Below are 16,134 nucleotides of genomic sequence, written 5' to 3'. Positions count from 1 at the left end.
CGGTCTCGTGCCGGCCTCTCGTACTTTTGCGCGTCACACGCACCACGATCCGCCGGGCCCAAGGTCCGGCCAGCATTCTAGCCGCGTGCGCGCTTCAATTGTTCGAAGGTCGTGATTTTTCCAGCCAGCGCGCTCGCCGCCACCGTGTACGGACTCGCGAGCCACACATCGCCCGGCCCCGAACGGCCCGGGAAATTACGGTTGATCGCGCTGATCGTCACCTCGTTCGCCTCGGCCGATTGACCCGGTCCGCAATTCGCGCACGACCCGCAGCCCGGCATGACGAGCGTCACGCCCGCGCGTTCGAAGACCGGCAAATAGCCCTGTTCCTCGCAATACGCGCGCACGGCCATGGTGCCGAACTGCAGGAACAGACGCGTGCCCTCGGGCACACGAATGCCTTGTTCGACACCCCAGCGCAGCACCTCGTAATAGAAATCGAAGTCTTCACGCTTGCCCGCGGTGCACGAACCACCGTAAGCGATATCGATCGCGACGTCCTGCTCCAGTTGCGGCGCCGGCACGCCGTTGCCGGGATCGCCGGGACGCGCGAGCATCGGTTCGATGGCGCTGGCGTCGATACAAATCGTGTCGCGATAAATAGCGCCCGCGTCGCTTTTCATCCAGTTTTCAAACGTGAAATCGACGCCGCGCCGCTCTTTGAGAAATGCGACCGTGCGTTCGTCCGGCTCGACGATGCCGGTGAACCCACCCAGTTCCGCGACCATGTTGGTCAAGGTCGCGCGCTCGTCGATCGACATCGCGCGCACCGCCGCGCCGCCGTATTCGAATACGAGGCCGATCGCCTGACCCGAACGGATCGCGTCCATTTGCAGCAGATGCAACACCACATCTTTCGCCGTCACGCCATCGCGCAAGTGACCGCTGATTTCGATGCGCAAGGTCTCCGGCACCTTGCAGCGCACATAACCCGTCACCCAGCTATTGGCGATTTCCGTTGCGCCCGCACCGAATGCGAGGCAGCCGAGCGCGCCCGAATGCGGCGTATGCGAATCGGTGCCGCACGCCACCTGTCCCGGCAACGCGTATTGCTCGGCCATCAACGCGTGACAGATGCCTTCGGAGCCCGGCAGGCTGTCGAGCGCGCCGTGCGAGCGCACCGGATAGTCGCGCGAGAACGACGTATGCCCTTCCATCAGATTGGCGACGCCCGGCAGCAAACCGTCGCGCACGTGTGGAATGCTTTGCGACGCGAGCACCAGATGATCCTGGAACGCGATGATGTGATCCGGCGCATGCAGCGGCGCAGGCTTGCCGAACGCGCGATGCATCAGGTGCGCGCACATGCCGGTGAAGTAATCGTGGCTGAAGCGCCAATCCGCAGCGATAAACACGCCGTCGCCGCGCTGCGCGCCCACGCTGCCGGGATGCAGATGCCGTTCGATGATCTTCTCGACCAGCGTCTTCGGCTCCGCGGCCTGCGTCGCGTTAGCGTTATCGCCCACGCGCGGCGCGGGCCAGTCGGCGAACTTGCTGTACGCGAGCAGGCCACCGCTGCGGATGATCTGCTGCGTGAGCGCGTCGCGGCCTTTGAGAAATTCGTCGATGGGCACCGCTTCTCCCGCGCTCAACCGATCGAGCACGGAAAAGTCAGTGGTGGTGAGAATGCCGATGTTGTCGCAATTCTGCTGATAGATCCGCTCGAAGCTCTCCGCGACGATCAGCCGGATACCGGCCGAGAGTTCCGCCAACGGACTCGATTCGCGCGATGAACCCTTGCCGTAGCGCTTGCCCGCCACCGTCACCTGAAAGCCGCCGTTCTTCACCGCATTGCGGCCGATCGGCATGCGCTCGCCGGCTTTGAAGCCGACATACGGATACTGGCCGAGGCGTTCGTCGTACGTGAGCATGACGGTGACCGGCGTGATCTCGTCGGTGGAGACGTTGTCGCGCAACGGACCGGCCGTGGCGCGCGTGAAGTTGTCGCCGGCGAGCTGCGCCTCGATCACCGCGGGGTCCTGGGACAGGTACAGCACGCGGCCGTCCAGACGAATCGTGTCGCTCATGGGCATTCTCCTTGCGCTCACTATACGGCGCGCGCAGGCAATGCCGAAGTGCCGGTACGGCAACGCAGACCTCTCGTTTGGCGATGATCGGCGCGATCGTGCTCGACGCGGTCCGGGCGCTGACGCGTCGCCGCCAGCATATGACAGCCGGCAGCCGGCGCAGACATGCCTCTGCCGATTCGCCCGCCGTTGCTCGCGTCAAACACCCTTGCCGAGAAACCCGACCAGCGCCGCCGCGCTAGCACTCAACTGGTTGCGCGTCTTGAAGATCATGATGAGGCGGCGCACCGCCCACGCGTCGCTCAAGGACAGCAGGCTCACGTCGAGCGCATTCACATAGAGCAGCCCGACCTGCTCGGGCACGATCGCGATGCCGAGCCCGGCATGCACCATCCGGCAAAGCGCGTCGAGACTGCTGACGCGAATCTTCACGTCGAGTTGCCGCCCCGCAGCGGCCGCCTGTTGCGTGAGCAGTTGCGTCAGCGCGCTCTCGCTGCGCAAGCCGACGAAGCTGTCGTCGAGCAGTTCGTCGAACCTCACGCGCAACGCGCCGGCGAGTCGATGGCCGCCCGGCACCAGCACCGCGAGACGATCCTGCCGGTACGGCACCTGTTCGAACGCCTCGCTGCCGGCCACCGGATTACAGATGCCGAAGTCCGCCGCGTGCTCACCGACGATCCGCAGCACGTCGGCGCTGTTTTCCTCTTCCAGTTCGATCGACACTTCCGGGAACGCGCGGCCGAACGCGGCCAGGTCTTCCGGCAGAAACTGCACGATCGAGGACAGATTCGCCACCACCCGCACGCGCCCTTTCGCGCCCGACGAGAAGCGCGACAGCTCCGCGCTCATCTGTTCGAGATTGCCGATGATCGCCAGCGCGTAGCGCAGCACGGTCTCGCCGACCGGCGTCACGGTGATGCCGCGCGACTGGCGCTGGATCACGGGCAGGCCGATCACCGCCTCGATCTCGGCGATGCGCCGGCTGACGGCGGACGATGCGATGAACTCGCGCTCCGCCGCGCGCGCGATGTTGCGCTCCTGGCAGACGGCGACGAACAGGCGCAGCGAGGTGAGGTCGAGCTTCTTGAGAAGGTTTTCCATGGTTGCTTCTTCATGCACGGTGAAGCCGAAGAACTCGCCAGCGAACCCGGCACCACGGTGAACGGATCTACGCAAAAAGATGGGCAAGTGTAACGCTCTTCTCCAGGCCAGAATGCCTGCCATTCCCGCAACCAGCTTTCGATTCGCTTCTTTGCTGCCTACACTACGCAACGCAACAACGCGGCGCGTCAAGCCGTCAGGGCCGCTGTACGAGCCTGGATTCAAACAAGCCAGAAGAAGTTATCCGGAGACACGACATGACCTCAGTGCAAGGACGCCGGCGCTTTCTCGGCGCGGCGCTATGCGGGGCCGTCACCGCATGCGGCGGTTCCAACGAATTGAACAATTCGGGCAGCGGCGGCAACACCAATCCAAACGGCCCCGTGCCTGATTCCCAGATCGACGCCGCCCTCGCGCAACTGGACACGCTCGTCAACAACCTCATGACCAGCACCGGCGTGCCCGGCATGTCGGTCGCCGTGGTGCGCAATCTGCGAACGGTCTATGCGAAAGGCTTCGGCACGCGGCTGGTCGGCTCGGGCCTCGCCGTGGATGCCGACACGGTGTTCCAGCTCGCGTCGCTGTCGAAGCCGGTCGGTTCGATGGTGGTGGCGCATCAGGTCGGCATAGGCACGGTGTCCTGGGATACACCGTTGCGCGCGCATCTGCCGTGGTTCACGCTGGCGGATCCGACCGTGAGCGCACAAGTCACGGTCGGCGACATGTACGCGCATCGCTCCGGCTTGCCCGATCATGCCGGCGATCTGCTGGAAGACATGGGCTACGATCAGACCACCATCCTCGAACATCTGCGTTATTTGCCGCTGGCGCCGTTTCGCCGTTCGTACGCCTATACGAACTTCGGCCTGACGGCGGGGGCGATCTCGGTGGCCACCGCCACCGGACTCGATTGGGCGACGCTCTCGGATCGCACGCTCTATCAGCCGCTCGGCATGACGAGCACGAGTTCGCGCTACGCTGATTTCATCGCGCGCGCGAACCGGGCCACCGGGCACGTGCAGCGCAACGGCCAATGGGTCGTCGGCCTGGGCTCGATGCCGGATGCGCAAGCGCCCGCGGGCGGCGTGAGTTCCTCCGCGAACGACATGGCGAAGTGGCTGACGCTGATGCTGGGCCAGGGCGTGTTCAACGGCACGCGCATCGTCGACGCCGCCGCGCTCAACGCGGCGATCAGCCAGCAATCGCAGATTCAGCCGGCCGGCAACGGCCAGAACGCGTCCTACTATGGCTTCGGTTTCAACGTCGGCACCACCGCGGCGGGGCGCGCGTCATACAGTCATTCGGGCGCATTCGGCGCGGGCGCCGCGACCAATTTCGTGGTGGTGCCCTCGACGGGCTGCGCGATCGTCGCGCTCACCAACGGCTATCCGCTCGGCGTGCCGGAAACGCTCACCGCGCAGTTCTTCGATATCGTGCAGTTCGGCTCCATCCAGCGTGACTGGTTTGCGGCTTATAGCGAGGCGTTTGCGGACCTCAACAAACCGGCCGGTTCGCTCGTCGGCGTGAAGCCGCCCGCAGCACCGCTACCCGCGCGGGCACTCGCCACCTATACGGGCACCTATAACAACGACTATTACGGGCCGATCCAGATATCGGCAGCGAACGGCGCCCTGCTCCTGACCATCGGCGCCACGCCCTTGCGCCTGCCGCTTTCGCACTGGGACGGCGATACCTTCACCTTCATGCTCGTCAACGAAAACGCCGCGCCGGGAACGATTTCCAAAGTGTCGTTCCTGAGCAATCAGGTGACGCTCGAGTACTACAACGCGGAAGGACTCGGGACGTTCACGCGGTGATGCCGCCGCGTTCATCTCAGGATGTCGGCCGCCTTGTGCCGCTCGCCCACGCCGTCGATCAGGATCACCGGCCCGCGCGCATGCCGCGTGCGCAACGGCAGGATGCGCTGATACGCGTCCGATGCGTACCAGGCGCGCGCGGCGGCGAGATCGGGGAACGCAATCGCGATCAGATCGCCGTGCCATTCGCCTTCGAGTATTTCCGGGCGTGCGCCATGCACGATGAAATGGCCGTCGAACGGCGCGAGCGTGCCGTCGATGCACTCGAGATATTCGACGATGTCGTCACCCAGTTCGACGTCGTGCAGATGGGCAATCGCGTAGGCGGTCATGGCGTGGCTCCCGGTGATAAGTGGATGCGGATCGAAACTTGCATGCCACTCATGGTCGCCTCGCGCATGACGCGTGTCGATTACCTGTGAGGTAAAAGAACACCCGCCTTCGTGCCCGAGGCCGCCACGCCCCGCCGCTATTCCGCGCTGACTTGCGCGAGCGCGGCAATCAGGTCGCCGAAGCGCTCGCCCTGCACCAGAATGTGCCCTCTCAACGCGGCGGCGGCGGCTTCGCCGTCGCCCGCTTCGAGCGCATCCACGACCGCCTGATGTTCGTCGAACGAGGCGGCGACACGCCCCTTGACGCGCAACTGCAAACGCCGGTACGGACGCAGCAGTTTGTGGAGCGCCTTCGCCTGGTCATGCAGAAAACCGTTGTGGCTGCCGTGATAGATCAGGCAGTGAAAGCGCTCGTTCAGGTGGTAATACTCGTCCGGGCTGCCGCCGTCGCGCGCTTTCTGACACGCGACATGCGCCTCGCGCAGCGCCTGCAACTCCTGCGCGCTCATGCGCCGCGCGGCAAGGCGGCTGCACATCGCCTCGAGCTCGGCCATCACCTCGAACATCTCGATCAGTCTGTGCAGGCTGATCTTCGCGACCACGGCGCCGTGCCGCGGCCGCATCTCCACCATGCCCGCCGCGGCCAGTTGCAGCAACGCTTCCCGCACGGGCGTTCTGGACACCTCGAAGCGCGCGATCAATTCCGCCTCATCCAGCCGTGCGCCCGGCGGAAGATCGCCGGTCGCAATGGCTTCCTCGATGGATTCCCGCAGCCGGTCTGCGAGCGTGAGCTTGTTTGTCATGTTTGGACTCCACACGGAATCGAGTTGACCACAACGAGCATGCTGCCACTGTACGCGTAAACGATAGTTGAGAACGGTGTCGGGCGAATTATAAATATCTACGAACGTTATAAATATAAATATAGACCCTTACAAAATATTGACAGGCCTTTTGGGCATATCGGCGGTTTTCGCCCGATGACGGTCCGTCCGTTCCATACGCACACTCCTTTTCCCTGACCGTGTTCGGAGGCCTGACCATGAAGGTGCAGTCGCTAGCTGTATCGCTGGGAGTCGGTGTCGGAATCGCGTTGCTAGGTGGATGCGGGCACGACAACGTGTCGCCGTCGTCGCCGCCCGTCACGGCGAAGGGCGCTGGCTTTATCCAGAGCTTCCAGATCCTGTCGAGCGCACCGGCGTTCGGCGGCGCGACGCCGGCCGGCGCGGCGGGTCCCTACCAGGTGATCACCGCGGTCGTGCACGGCGAACTCGATCCGAACAATCCGCTCAATGCGGGCATCGTGAACATCAAGAACGCGCCGGTCGGCAGCGACGGTTACGTCGCCTATACGACCGACGTGGTGATCCTGCGCCCGCAAAGCGCGGCGGCCGCCAAGCGCGTGCTGTTCTATGACGTCGTGAATCGCGGCAGCAAGATCGGCGCGGCGTCGTTCGTGGGCGGCGGCGCGCTCGATACCGGCGTGGCGCCCTCGTCCAGCTTCCCGTCGCTGCTGCGTAACGGCTATACGATCCTGTGGAGCGGCTGGCAAGGCGACGTTCCGGTCACCGGCAACAGCAGCACCGCCGGCGCGGGCCTGCTCGGCGCCAGCTTCCCCGTGGCGACCAACAAGGACGGCACGCCGATGACCGGCTTGAGCCGCGAGGAATTCATTCCGGACTATGCGGGCGGCCCGCCTACCACCATTCCGCTGACTTACCCGCCGGCCAATCTGTCCGACAAGAGCTCGGTCACCTTCACCGCGCGCCAGTCGTGGCTCACGGCATACGGCAGCATTCCGGGCGGCCTCGAAACCTATACCGCGCCTTCCCAGCCGGTGACGACATGGAGCTACGTCAGTACGCCGAACAATGTCTACGAAGGCAACTATTCCGTCACCTTTACGCCGCCCGCGACCGTGCCGGGCCCGAACGGCACGCAGGTTGCGCCTGACGCCGGGACCATTTACAGCTTCGTCTATCAGGCCGCCGCGCCGACCGTCGACGGCATCGGCTTCGCCGCCTTGCGCGATCTGGTGTCGTTCCTGCGCTACGACGCGGCCGACGCGCAAGGCGTCGCCAATCCGCTCAACGATCTGAAGAACGCGGGATGCGTCGCGTCGACATGCTCGACCAGCACGAACTTCGATATCGCGATCGGCGAAGGTATTTCGCAGTCGGGCCGCTTCATGAAGGACTTTCTGTACGAGGGCTTCAACGCCGACAAGAACGGCAAGATCGTGTTCGACGGCATGTTCCCGATCATCTCGGCCGCTCGCCGCACGTGGACCAATGCCGCGTTCGCGCAGCCCGGCCGCTGGTCGAAGCAGCATGAAGATCACTTCATGCCGGGCTTCCAGTTCCCGTTCACTTACGCGACGACGACCGACCCCGTGAGCGGCGCCACTGACGGCATCCTCAAGCAGTGCACGGCCACCAACACCTGTCCGAAGATCATGCAGCTCGACGGCGCGTTTGAATGGTGGGGCGGCGCGGCGTCGCTGGTCGTGACCGACGGACGCGGCAACGACATCCAGTTGCCGGCGAACGTGCGCTACTACCTGGTGGCGGGCACGCAGCACGGCGGCGGCAATGGCGTAACGACCGGCAACATGACAGTTCCGGCCGCGGGCAGCCAATGCCAGTTGCCGGGCTCGCCGGTCGAAGAAACGCCGGTCGAACGCGCGCTGATTCCGGCGCTCGTCAACTGGGTCGGCAAGGGCACGCCGCCGCCCGCCTCGCAATATCCGACGGTCGCCGCGGGCACGCTGGTCGCGCCGACTCAGACCGCGCTGGGCTTCCCGTCGCTCACCAACGTAATGGTGCCAAGCGGTGCGGCCGCGACGCCCACGTCTGTGCAATTGACCTTCAATGGCGAGTACAACCAGCTGTTCGTGACCGACTATAGCAATGCGGTTCCCGTGGTGAACACGGCACAGGCGTACACGATTCTCGTGCCGAAAGTGGATGCCAACGGCAACGAAACGTCCGGCGTGCTGGTGCCCGACGTCGCCGCCCCGCTCGCCACCTATACCGGTTGGAATTATCGCGGCGCGGGGCACGCGATCGGCGACGGCTGCATTTCGAACGGCGCTGCGATTCCGTTCGCGGTGAGCGCCGCCGCGCAGGCCGGCGGCACCGATACGCGCACCACGCTTGCCACGCTTTATGGCGGCAGCCGGTCAAAGTATCAGACCGCGGTCGCGGCTGCGGCGAACGCGTTGGTCAGCCAGGGCTATCTGTTGCAGGACGACGCCACCAACGTCTTCATTGCAAACGCGAGCGCCGTGTCCGCGACTTTGCTGCCGCAACCTTGAGACGCAACGCACCGGGGGCGACGACATGATGCACAGAGCAGGATGCACCGCCGCCGCGTTCGCCGCCGCGCTGCTTGCCGCATGTGGAGGGGGCGGCGGAGGCGGTGGCAGCGGCGGCAGCGCACCGCCCGCTCCGTCTTCGAATGCCTCGGTCTATCAGAACAGCACGACGCTCGGCAGTGTCGGGGCGGTTTCGTTGTCGCTCATCGCGGCGACCACGACCGCCAATGCAATGCTCGTGAGCCCTGTCGCCGCGCCGCTGCTGACGGCGGGGAACAATACGCTCGTGTCGACGCATCTGGCCACCAACGTGACGGGCGCCGGCACGGCATGCGTTTCGGCGCCCACGAACAGCATCGGCACGGTGACCGGGGTCAACGCGGGCGTCAATATCAAGAGCGTGGCCGCGCTGCTGGACAATGGCTGGACTGTGTCGGCCACGCCGTCCGCGAACTGGACGACGCTCGGCGCGAGCAGCGCCGTGTTCGACGGCTGGGAAAACTGCGGGGCCAAGGCCGAGGGCGCGCCGTCGCCGTCGTCCACGTTGACGGTCAACGCGGACGGCAGTTTCTCCGACAACGTGTTCGACGGCAATCCGTCCACTACCGTCACGACAGTCAACCAGAGCTTCACCGCGGCGCAGGCTGCCTCGTTATTGTCCGATGCCGGCTACCTCGACAGCAGCCAGCCCGCCAATCCACAGACCATCCGGTTGAAGATTTACCACAACGCCGCACAGCAGACCGTGCTGGTCGAACAGGGCATTCCGGTGAGCGGCCCGACAAGTCAGAATCCTGGGTTTGTCGCGATCTATTTCCCGCGTTAATTGGGTGCTTGCTGGCGCGACATGCCCGTACGACTTCGGCCCCGCGATCGTCGGCGTGAATTACAGCAACGTGCAATACCGCTCGGGCGCCGACTCGCTGTTCAAGGGACACGCTACGTTCAACATCGCGGGCGTGTTCGGACAATGGACCATCCGTCCGTGCAACTGTTCGCGGGCTACAGCTACACGCGCGGCGGCGAAGTGGATGACGTGGATGAACGCGCGCAATATCACAACGTGACACTCGGCGCGCAGTATGCGTTGTCCAAACGTTCGACGTTGTATCTGATGGGCGGCTATCAGCACGCGTCGGGCGACACGCTGAATGCGCTCGGCAATCCGGTCGCGGCGACTGCATCGGTCAGCGACAAGGGCAATGGCCACTCGTCGGCGACACAGTCGCAGGCGATTGTCAGCATCGGCGTGCGGCACAAGTTCTGATGCTTCCGTGCGACGCTGGAATGCGTCGCCGTGGTTCAGGAGCGACGGCGGCCAGCCGCCGATTGATCTAGCGGTGCGATTGCGGCGCCGCGTCGAGCATCTCCAGATGACGCGCTTCCGTTTCGTCGTCCGCGGGAAACATGCATTCCAGGCGCAGTTCCTGCGCCGCGATCGTTTGCGGCGTGCCCACGCTCGCGACCATCGAAAAATACTTCATGACGTGGCCGTTCCTGACGAAGCCAATGGGGATCACCGGCATGGCCGCCGCCGATGCATCCGCAACCGACGGATGGCCCGGCTCGAAGCCCGTTTGCATATTCGGGTAGGCACGCAACGCATCGAGCAACTCGCGCGTTCTGTCATCGATTACGCGCCCCACCGACTCGCGGTAGACGCGCTGGATAAGACTGTCCGCCACGGTCTGCCAGTCGGCCACGAACGGGCGCATGCCATCCGGATCGAACACCAGATGCAGCATGTTGCGCGGCCCCTTGCGCGCCGCCATGTCGATGAAGCAATTGAAGAAGCGCGGCGCGGCGTCGTTGGTCATCAGCACATTCCAGTAGCGGTCCATCACGAGCGCCGGAAACGGCTCATGCTGACGCAGCATGCGTCCTAGTGCATTCGTGACACTTTGCATCTCTTGCGCATTCCACGCGGCGTCGGCATACATCGGCGCGTAGCCCGCGGCCAGCAGCAGCGTGTTGCGTTCGCGCAGCGGGATATCGAGTGCCTGCGCGATATCCATCAGCATCTGACGGCTCGGCACGCTGCGCCCGCTTTCGATAAAGCTGATATGACGCTGCGAGACGCCGGCATTGAACGAGAGGTCCAATTGACTGATGCCGCGTACGTCTCGCCAATGACGCAGCAAGACGCCGAGATCGTTCGGTGGGGCTTTCTTGACTGGGTTCGCAGGATTCATCGCGCTCTTGTCCGCAAGTCGCTACAGATAAAAGGTTCGGTGAACGGCGAGCGCCGTTCAACCGAACCTCGCCGGTCAGCATACTCGCTTGTGCTGACCGAGCCCATCCCTCACGAAACTCAAGCCGTCCAGGCGTGAACCTGGAACTGTTCTTCCAGCGGCGGCTGCGTGATGCTGCCCACGTAGTTCGTGATCGTCGAAGCCGCCGCCACCGCGAGCACTTCGAGTACCTGATCGCGACGGAAACCGGCTTCGAGAAATGCGCCCACCTCACGCTCGTCGAGATGTCCGCGCTTCTGGATCGCGGTCTTCGTCAACGTGGAGAGCGCGGCGTGTTTGCGGTCCGCAGGCGTGCGGCCTGCGCGAATCGCATCCACATCGGCGGGCGTGAGTCCTTCGTTCAGCGCCAATGCGGTGTGAAACGCGACCGCCCACGTACATGCATTGGTGACGGCGTTCGTCAACAGCAGCGTCTGGATCTGCGCTTCCGTGAATGTGCCCGAGTGGACCTTCTGGAACAGTTGAATGAAGGCGCTGATCAGCACGGGCGATTCGGCCATGGTCCCCGCGATGTTGGGGATGAAGCCGAAAGTTTGCTGGATCTGCCGCAAGACCGGTTTGGATTGTTCCGGCGCGGAGTCGATGGTGTAGACCTGAAACGTCGACATGTTGTGTCCTCGATAGTGAACGCGGTTCGGAGTGAATTGCGCGACAACCGAAGATTAGGCGTGAGCGTGAGGCTCGCCAATTACCTCGCATGTAATAGGAACGGCGCGCAGCGAGAGCACACGCGCCAATAAAAAGGCCGGGTGCGATAGTCGCAACCCGGCCCGCGTCATCACCGAGGCTTCAAATCAGAACCGATGAATAATCCCCACCCCCACCGCCACCTGACTGCCTGACGAAGACGGCGTGGAGTTGTATCCATCGCCGAGCGTCGCCGTGGCGTCGATGATCTGCCCCGCGCCATTGGTGCCCAGCGTCTTGCCCTTCGCCTTCTGATACGCCTCAAGTGCATACAAGCCCGTGCGCTTGGACAACGAGTAGTACTGGGACAGGTTGAACTGGTGATACTGCGCGTTGTCGTCGATGCCGTTCGCGCGCGTCGCACGCGTGTAGCTGTAGCCCGCGCCGAAATCCCAGGCAACCGCCGGCTTCCAGTGCAGGACCAGACCGCCGGTGTTCCAGATCTCCGTGTCGTGGAACTTGGAGCCCGTGCCTGGAATGTACTGGACGTTCGAATACGTGGCCGTGACATCCCACGCGCTATTGAACGTGTAACCACCGCCAACCGCAAAACGCTGCTGTGCCTGCGCGGTCTGATAGCCGTTCGTCAACGCGGACACGCCAATCTGCGAGCCGCCGTTGGTGGTGGTCGAATCCGCGCCCCACGCACCGCCGCCCGACGTCGAATTGTTGATCCGCGAGAAGCCGACCGCGAGGCCCACCGGTCCCATTGCATACTGCACTGCCGTCGACCACGTCGAGCCACGGTTCGTGCTGCCCGCGACACCGCCCAGCGAATACGAGCCGCTCGCCGTCAAACCATAGAACTTCGGCGACGTGTACTCCAGCGTGTTGTTCGCACGGTAAATCGTGTCGAGGCCGTCGATATCGCCCGGGTGCGCGCCGTAGTATCCGGTGATCCAGGTGGTCGGGCTGTAAGGAGAGAGCAACTGGTAGTACGACGCGTATTGGCGACCCGCCGTGAATGTACCGTACACCGGGTTGGTCAAGCCGACCCACGCCTGGCGGCCGAACATCGCATTGGTGTATTGCTGGCCGCCCGTCGCCGAATTGAAACCGGATTCGAGCTGGAAGATCGCCTTCGTGCCGCCGCCCAGGTCCTCGCCGCCCTTCAGGCCGAAGCGGCTGCCGGCCCATACGCCAGGCGTCATCTTGACGGCCGATTTGCCGCCACTGGTGGAGCCGAGGGTCGACTGATTGTTGGTATACGACAGGCCGTTATCGACAATACCGTACAAGGTCACGCTGCTTTGAGCAAAAGCCGGCATGGCGGCTGCGATCGCCGCGCCGAACAGCACGGCGTCGACACGTCTGATACTTTTTTTCATGCTCCAGATCTCCAATTGCTACATCTCTTGTTGAAATACTTTTTTGCTAGTACCTGGGCGACGGGCATTCACGCGGCAGCACTATTGCCCCTCGTTTTGCAGCCGCCGTTTCACCGTCAGGGCCAACGGCACGGTGAAGAAGATGTGCGACATGAATCCGCCGATGATCACAGCGGGGTCGTAATAGTTCGGGTGGTTGTCGGAGGCGATCATGATCGCCACATGCATGGCGATCCACGCCAGCACCGCGTAGAACAACGCCACCAGCGTCGCTTCATATCCGCGTCGGGAGAAGTACGGCCAGATCGCTGCAAACAGCACGCCCCAGGCGCTCGCGAACACGAAGTGGATCGCCGTGCCCACCACATACGCCCAGATCCCGAGCGACGCCTGCACCTCTTTGCCGAACACGAGGCCGGTCGCGTTACGGGGAATGCCCGCGAGCGGCATCATGTGTTGCGCGGCCACCCACACGAGCGCCTCATAAATCCAGATGACCACCGCGCCGATCAATCCGCCGGTCACGCCGGCGCGAATCATCGCCGCGCGGTTCGGCCATGCTGGTTGCGATGCAGCCGAACCGCCCGCGAGTTCCGTTCCGCTCACGCTGAAATTGCCGCCCATGTCTCTCTCCTTGTAACGCGTCTCACATCAGTGATGTCATACGGGCAGCAGCGCGCGAGGTCTCGCGCGACGCTGCCGCTCTTTCTCGTATCGAATTGAAAACCGCTGCAGAGACGGCGCAGGTCACGTGCGCTTACTCGGCTTCGGACTCGGGCAACTCGACATGTTTCATCGCGGCAAGACGCTGTGGTTCATGCACACACGGGACCTCCCGATGCCACCCATGATCCTTGCCATATCGTCGTCTTCCGTTGCTTGCTGCTGCGCGAGAGCCGCTTGCCGATCGGATACGCGGTCGTTTCCGGCGAGGCGGCCTTCGCAGCCTTCTTGGGATACGAAGATAAGAATCGCGCAGGCTCTCAGAAAGTGCGGGTAAACCTCATGCGAGCCGGGAAATACAGTTCAAAGCGGCTTGGGTTACCGCTTTAGGGCATTCGCAGGACTGCTGCAACCCGCGCGGCGTATGGCTTTGTCGGGATCCCGAGCAGGCACATTGGGCTTTAGCGGACACTCTCGCTCAACCGTGCGCGATAAACAAAACAGATGACCCTGAAACGAAGACGCAAGCCTCTCGAGAAGCGTGGTGTACCGCTGCGCGCATGGCTATACTGACGGCGTCCAACGAGTCGATATCCATGAACGAGACCACCCAACAGGCGATTGTCCAGACCTTACGCGAGAAGATTCTGGCGGGCGAACTGTCGCCCGGCCAGCGGCTCGTGGAAGCGCAGCTCGCGCAATGGCTCGGCGTTTCGCGCACGCCGCTGCGCTATGCGCTGAGCGTGTTGTCCTCGGAGGGTCTGCTGGACCGTTCCGGCGGGCGCGGTTATGTCGTGCGCCGCTTCAGCGTCAGAGACGTGCTCAACGGCATCGACGTGCGCGGCGTGCTCGAAGGACTGGCCGCGCGTTCAGTCGCGGAGAGCGGCGTGGGCCCGGCGCTGGCTGCATCGCTCGACGAGTGCCTGCGCGAAGGCGACGAGATCTTCAGCAAGGGCCATCTGAACCAGGGCGACGACGTGCGCTACGCCGCCATGAACGGGCGCTTTCATGCGCTCATCATCGAGGCTGCGCAAAACACGGCCGTGAGCGCGGCGTTGAGCCTGAACGACAAGATCCCGTTCGTCTCGCCCGCCACGGTCGCCTTCGACGAATCCGCCAGGGAGCGCCAGTTCTTGATGCTCATGTACGCGCATCGCCAGCATCATGCGATTGCGGATGCACTGAACAAGGGCGAAGGCGCGCGTGTGGAAGCGTTGATGAAGGAACACACGCACATCTCGAAGGAAAGCCTGAACCTGTCGCTGCCCACGCTGCATCTGATCGCGGGCGCGGCATGACGAGTGCCGCTACTTCCTCCGTCAGCAACGCGGCGTCGACGAGGACGGCGTCATCCGCAAGTGGCAAAGAATTGCTCAACCTCGCGCAGTTGCGCGCGTTTCGACTCGTCGCCGACATGGGCAGCGCGACGCGCGCCGCCGCCGCGCTGTTTCGCGCGCAGTCGGCCGTCACGCGTTCCGTACAGGAACTGGAGGCCGCACTCGGCGAGCCGCTGTTCGATCGCGGCCCTTCCGGCATGCTGCCGACCGCTGTGGGACGTGCCGTGTTGCAGCGCTGCGAACGGATTTTCGCGGAACTGGAAGAGCTCGCGCAATGGTGCGGCGCGCGGCAGGCGCGTCGCCGGCCCGCGGCGGAAGGCGCACTGCCGGCGTATCTGCTCAACACGCGGCGATTGCAACTGTTCGTGGCGCTCGCGCGGCATCGGCACATGCCGAGTGCCGCGAAGACCTTCGGCATCAGTCAGCCCGCCGTGAGCACCGCGATTCGCGTGCTGGAAAGCGGTTCGGGCCTGAGTCTTTTTCATCGAAGCCCGCGCGGCATTCTGCTCACCACCGAAGGCGAAACGTTCCTGCTGCACGTGCGCCGCGCATTGAACGAACTACGGCACGTACCCGACGACATCGCCGCATTGCACGGCAAGATTCAGGGCTCGGTGACGGTCGGCGCGCTACCGCTCGGCCGCACGCTGCTCCTGCCCAAAGCGATCGCGCGCATGACCTCGCAAAATCCGGGCGTACGGGTCGTCACCGACGAAAGCAATTACGAGGCGCTCGTCGCGGGTCTGCGTGCCGGCGACATCGATTTCATTCTCGGCGCGCTGCGCGACAACGACGCCAGCAGCGGCCTGAAGAACGAGCGCTTGATGTCGGAAGACATGGTGGTGCTGGTGCGCCGCGATCATCCGCTTGCGCAGGCGCGCAACCTGACCATCATGGACTTGCGCGACGCGCAGTGGATCGTGCCGCGCAGCCACGCGCCGGCGCGCGCGCTGTTCGAAGCGCAATTCAGGCGCATGAAAGTGAAACCGCCCATGCCCACAGTCGAAACCGCGGACCTCGCGGTGATTCGCGGCCTGCTGTTCGGCACGGACATGGCGGCCGCGCTATCGGCGCAGCAGTTGCATCACGAGGTGCAGTCCGGGCAGCTGGTGGTGCTCGACGTGCAGTTGCACAACACCCGCCGCGAGATCGGCCTGACGGTGCGCGCAACGGGCACGCCCTCGCCTGCCGCGCGCGCGTTGATCGACGCGATTCGCCTCTCGGTAGTCGATGTGACGCGTACGATCAACATCGCCGCGAACTAGTCGCGGTGG

Annotated in this window: 13 protein-coding genes and 1 pseudogene; 6 read left to right on the top strand and 8 right to left on the bottom strand. The window is 64.0% G+C overall.

Features of this window, described 5'->3' with window-relative positions:
* Positions 1–77: 77 nt before the first annotated feature.
* On the bottom strand, positions 78–2,027 hold the full coding sequence (locus tag ACQKRQ_RS04360) for an aconitase family protein (RefSeq protein WP_427475284.1): 1,950 nt from the start codon (positions 2,025–2,027) through the stop codon (positions 78–80).
* A 198-nt stretch (positions 2,028–2,225) separates the two neighbouring features.
* A complete protein-coding gene (locus tag ACQKRQ_RS04355; RefSeq protein WP_427475282.1) occupies positions 2,226–3,128 on the bottom strand; it encodes a LysR family transcriptional regulator in 903 nt (300 codons plus the stop codon).
* Positions 3,129–3,385: 257 nt separating this feature from the next.
* On the opposite strand from ACQKRQ_RS04355, the gene ACQKRQ_RS04350 reads away from it, so the two are divergent.
* Positions 3,386–4,945, top strand: a complete 1,560-nt coding sequence (locus tag ACQKRQ_RS04350) for a serine hydrolase (RefSeq protein ID WP_427475280.1) — start codon at positions 3,386–3,388, stop codon at positions 4,943–4,945.
* A gap of 11 nt (positions 4,946–4,956) precedes the next feature.
* Here the strand turns inward: ACQKRQ_RS04350 and ACQKRQ_RS04345 are convergent, their stop codons facing one another.
* Positions 4,957–5,277, bottom strand: coding sequence for a DUF1330 domain-containing protein (locus ACQKRQ_RS04345; protein ID WP_427475278.1), 321 nt, complete (start codon positions 5,275–5,277; stop codon positions 4,957–4,959).
* A 137-nt stretch (positions 5,278–5,414) separates the two neighbouring features.
* Positions 5,415–6,080 carry a GntR family transcriptional regulator gene (locus tag ACQKRQ_RS04340; RefSeq protein ID WP_132377597.1) on the bottom strand — a complete coding sequence of 222 codons (666 nt, stop codon included), beginning with the start codon at positions 6,078–6,080 and terminating at the stop codon, positions 5,415–5,417.
* Between the two features lie 239 nt (positions 6,081–6,319).
* On the opposite strand from ACQKRQ_RS04340, the gene ACQKRQ_RS04335 reads away from it, so the two are divergent.
* From ACQKRQ_RS04335 to ACQKRQ_RS04325, 3 genes and pseudogenes are all read left to right on the top strand, one after another.
* Positions 6,320–8,593, top strand: coding sequence for an alpha/beta hydrolase domain-containing protein (locus tag ACQKRQ_RS04335; RefSeq protein WP_427475276.1), 2,274 nt, complete (start codon positions 6,320–6,322; stop codon positions 8,591–8,593).
* A 25-nt stretch (positions 8,594–8,618) separates the two neighbouring features.
* The gene (locus ACQKRQ_RS04330; RefSeq protein ID WP_427475274.1) at positions 8,619–9,419 is read left to right on the top strand and encodes a hypothetical protein; all 801 of its coding nucleotides are present in this window, start codon (positions 8,619–8,621) and stop codon (positions 9,417–9,419) included.
* Between the two features lie 4 nt (positions 9,420–9,423).
* Positions 9,424–9,860: pseudogene (locus tag ACQKRQ_RS04325) on the top strand (porin); the annotation flags it as partial.
* Positions 9,861–9,927: 67 nt separating this feature from the next.
* Here ACQKRQ_RS04325 and ACQKRQ_RS04320 read toward each other — a convergent pair.
* The 4 genes from ACQKRQ_RS04320 to ACQKRQ_RS04305 all read right to left on the bottom strand — a co-directional run bounded on the left by ACQKRQ_RS04320 (position 9,928) and on the right by ACQKRQ_RS04305 (position 13,484).
* Positions 9,928–10,785, bottom strand: a complete 858-nt coding sequence (locus tag ACQKRQ_RS04320) for a helix-turn-helix domain-containing protein (RefSeq protein WP_427475272.1) — start codon at positions 10,783–10,785, stop codon at positions 9,928–9,930.
* Positions 10,786–10,904: 119 nt separating this feature from the next.
* Positions 10,905–11,453: a carboxymuconolactone decarboxylase family protein gene (locus ACQKRQ_RS04315; protein ID WP_427475270.1), complete on the bottom strand. Its 549-nt coding sequence runs from the start codon at positions 11,451–11,453 to the stop codon at positions 10,905–10,907.
* 186 nt (positions 11,454–11,639) lie between these two features.
* Complete coding sequence (locus tag ACQKRQ_RS04310) at positions 11,640–12,860, bottom strand: porin (protein WP_132377602.1); 1,221 nt, start codon at positions 12,858–12,860, stop codon at positions 11,640–11,642.
* Between the two features lie 81 nt (positions 12,861–12,941).
* Complete coding sequence (locus ACQKRQ_RS04305; protein ID WP_427475268.1) at positions 12,942–13,484, bottom strand: hypothetical protein; 543 nt, start codon at positions 13,482–13,484, stop codon at positions 12,942–12,944.
* Between the two features lie 635 nt (positions 13,485–14,119).
* On the opposite strand from ACQKRQ_RS04305, the gene ACQKRQ_RS04300 reads away from it, so the two are divergent.
* Both ACQKRQ_RS04300 and ACQKRQ_RS04295 read left to right on the top strand, forming a co-directional pair.
* On the top strand, positions 14,120–14,821 hold the full coding sequence (locus tag ACQKRQ_RS04300) for a GntR family transcriptional regulator (protein ID WP_427475266.1): 702 nt from the start codon (positions 14,120–14,122) through the stop codon (positions 14,819–14,821).
* Positions 14,818–16,125, top strand: coding sequence for a LysR substrate-binding domain-containing protein (locus ACQKRQ_RS04295; protein WP_427475264.1), 1,308 nt, complete (start codon positions 14,818–14,820; stop codon positions 16,123–16,125). The genes ACQKRQ_RS04300 and ACQKRQ_RS04295 overlap by 4 nt, the downstream gene beginning before the upstream one ends.
* The last annotated feature ends 9 nt before the right edge of the window (positions 16,126–16,134 follow it).

Source organism: Paraburkholderia sp. NPDC080076 (genome assembly GCF_050281145.1).
Taxonomy (GTDB): Bacteria; Pseudomonadota; Gammaproteobacteria; order Burkholderiales; family Burkholderiaceae; genus Paraburkholderia.
This window is presented reverse-complemented; position numbering and strand designations above follow the sequence as displayed.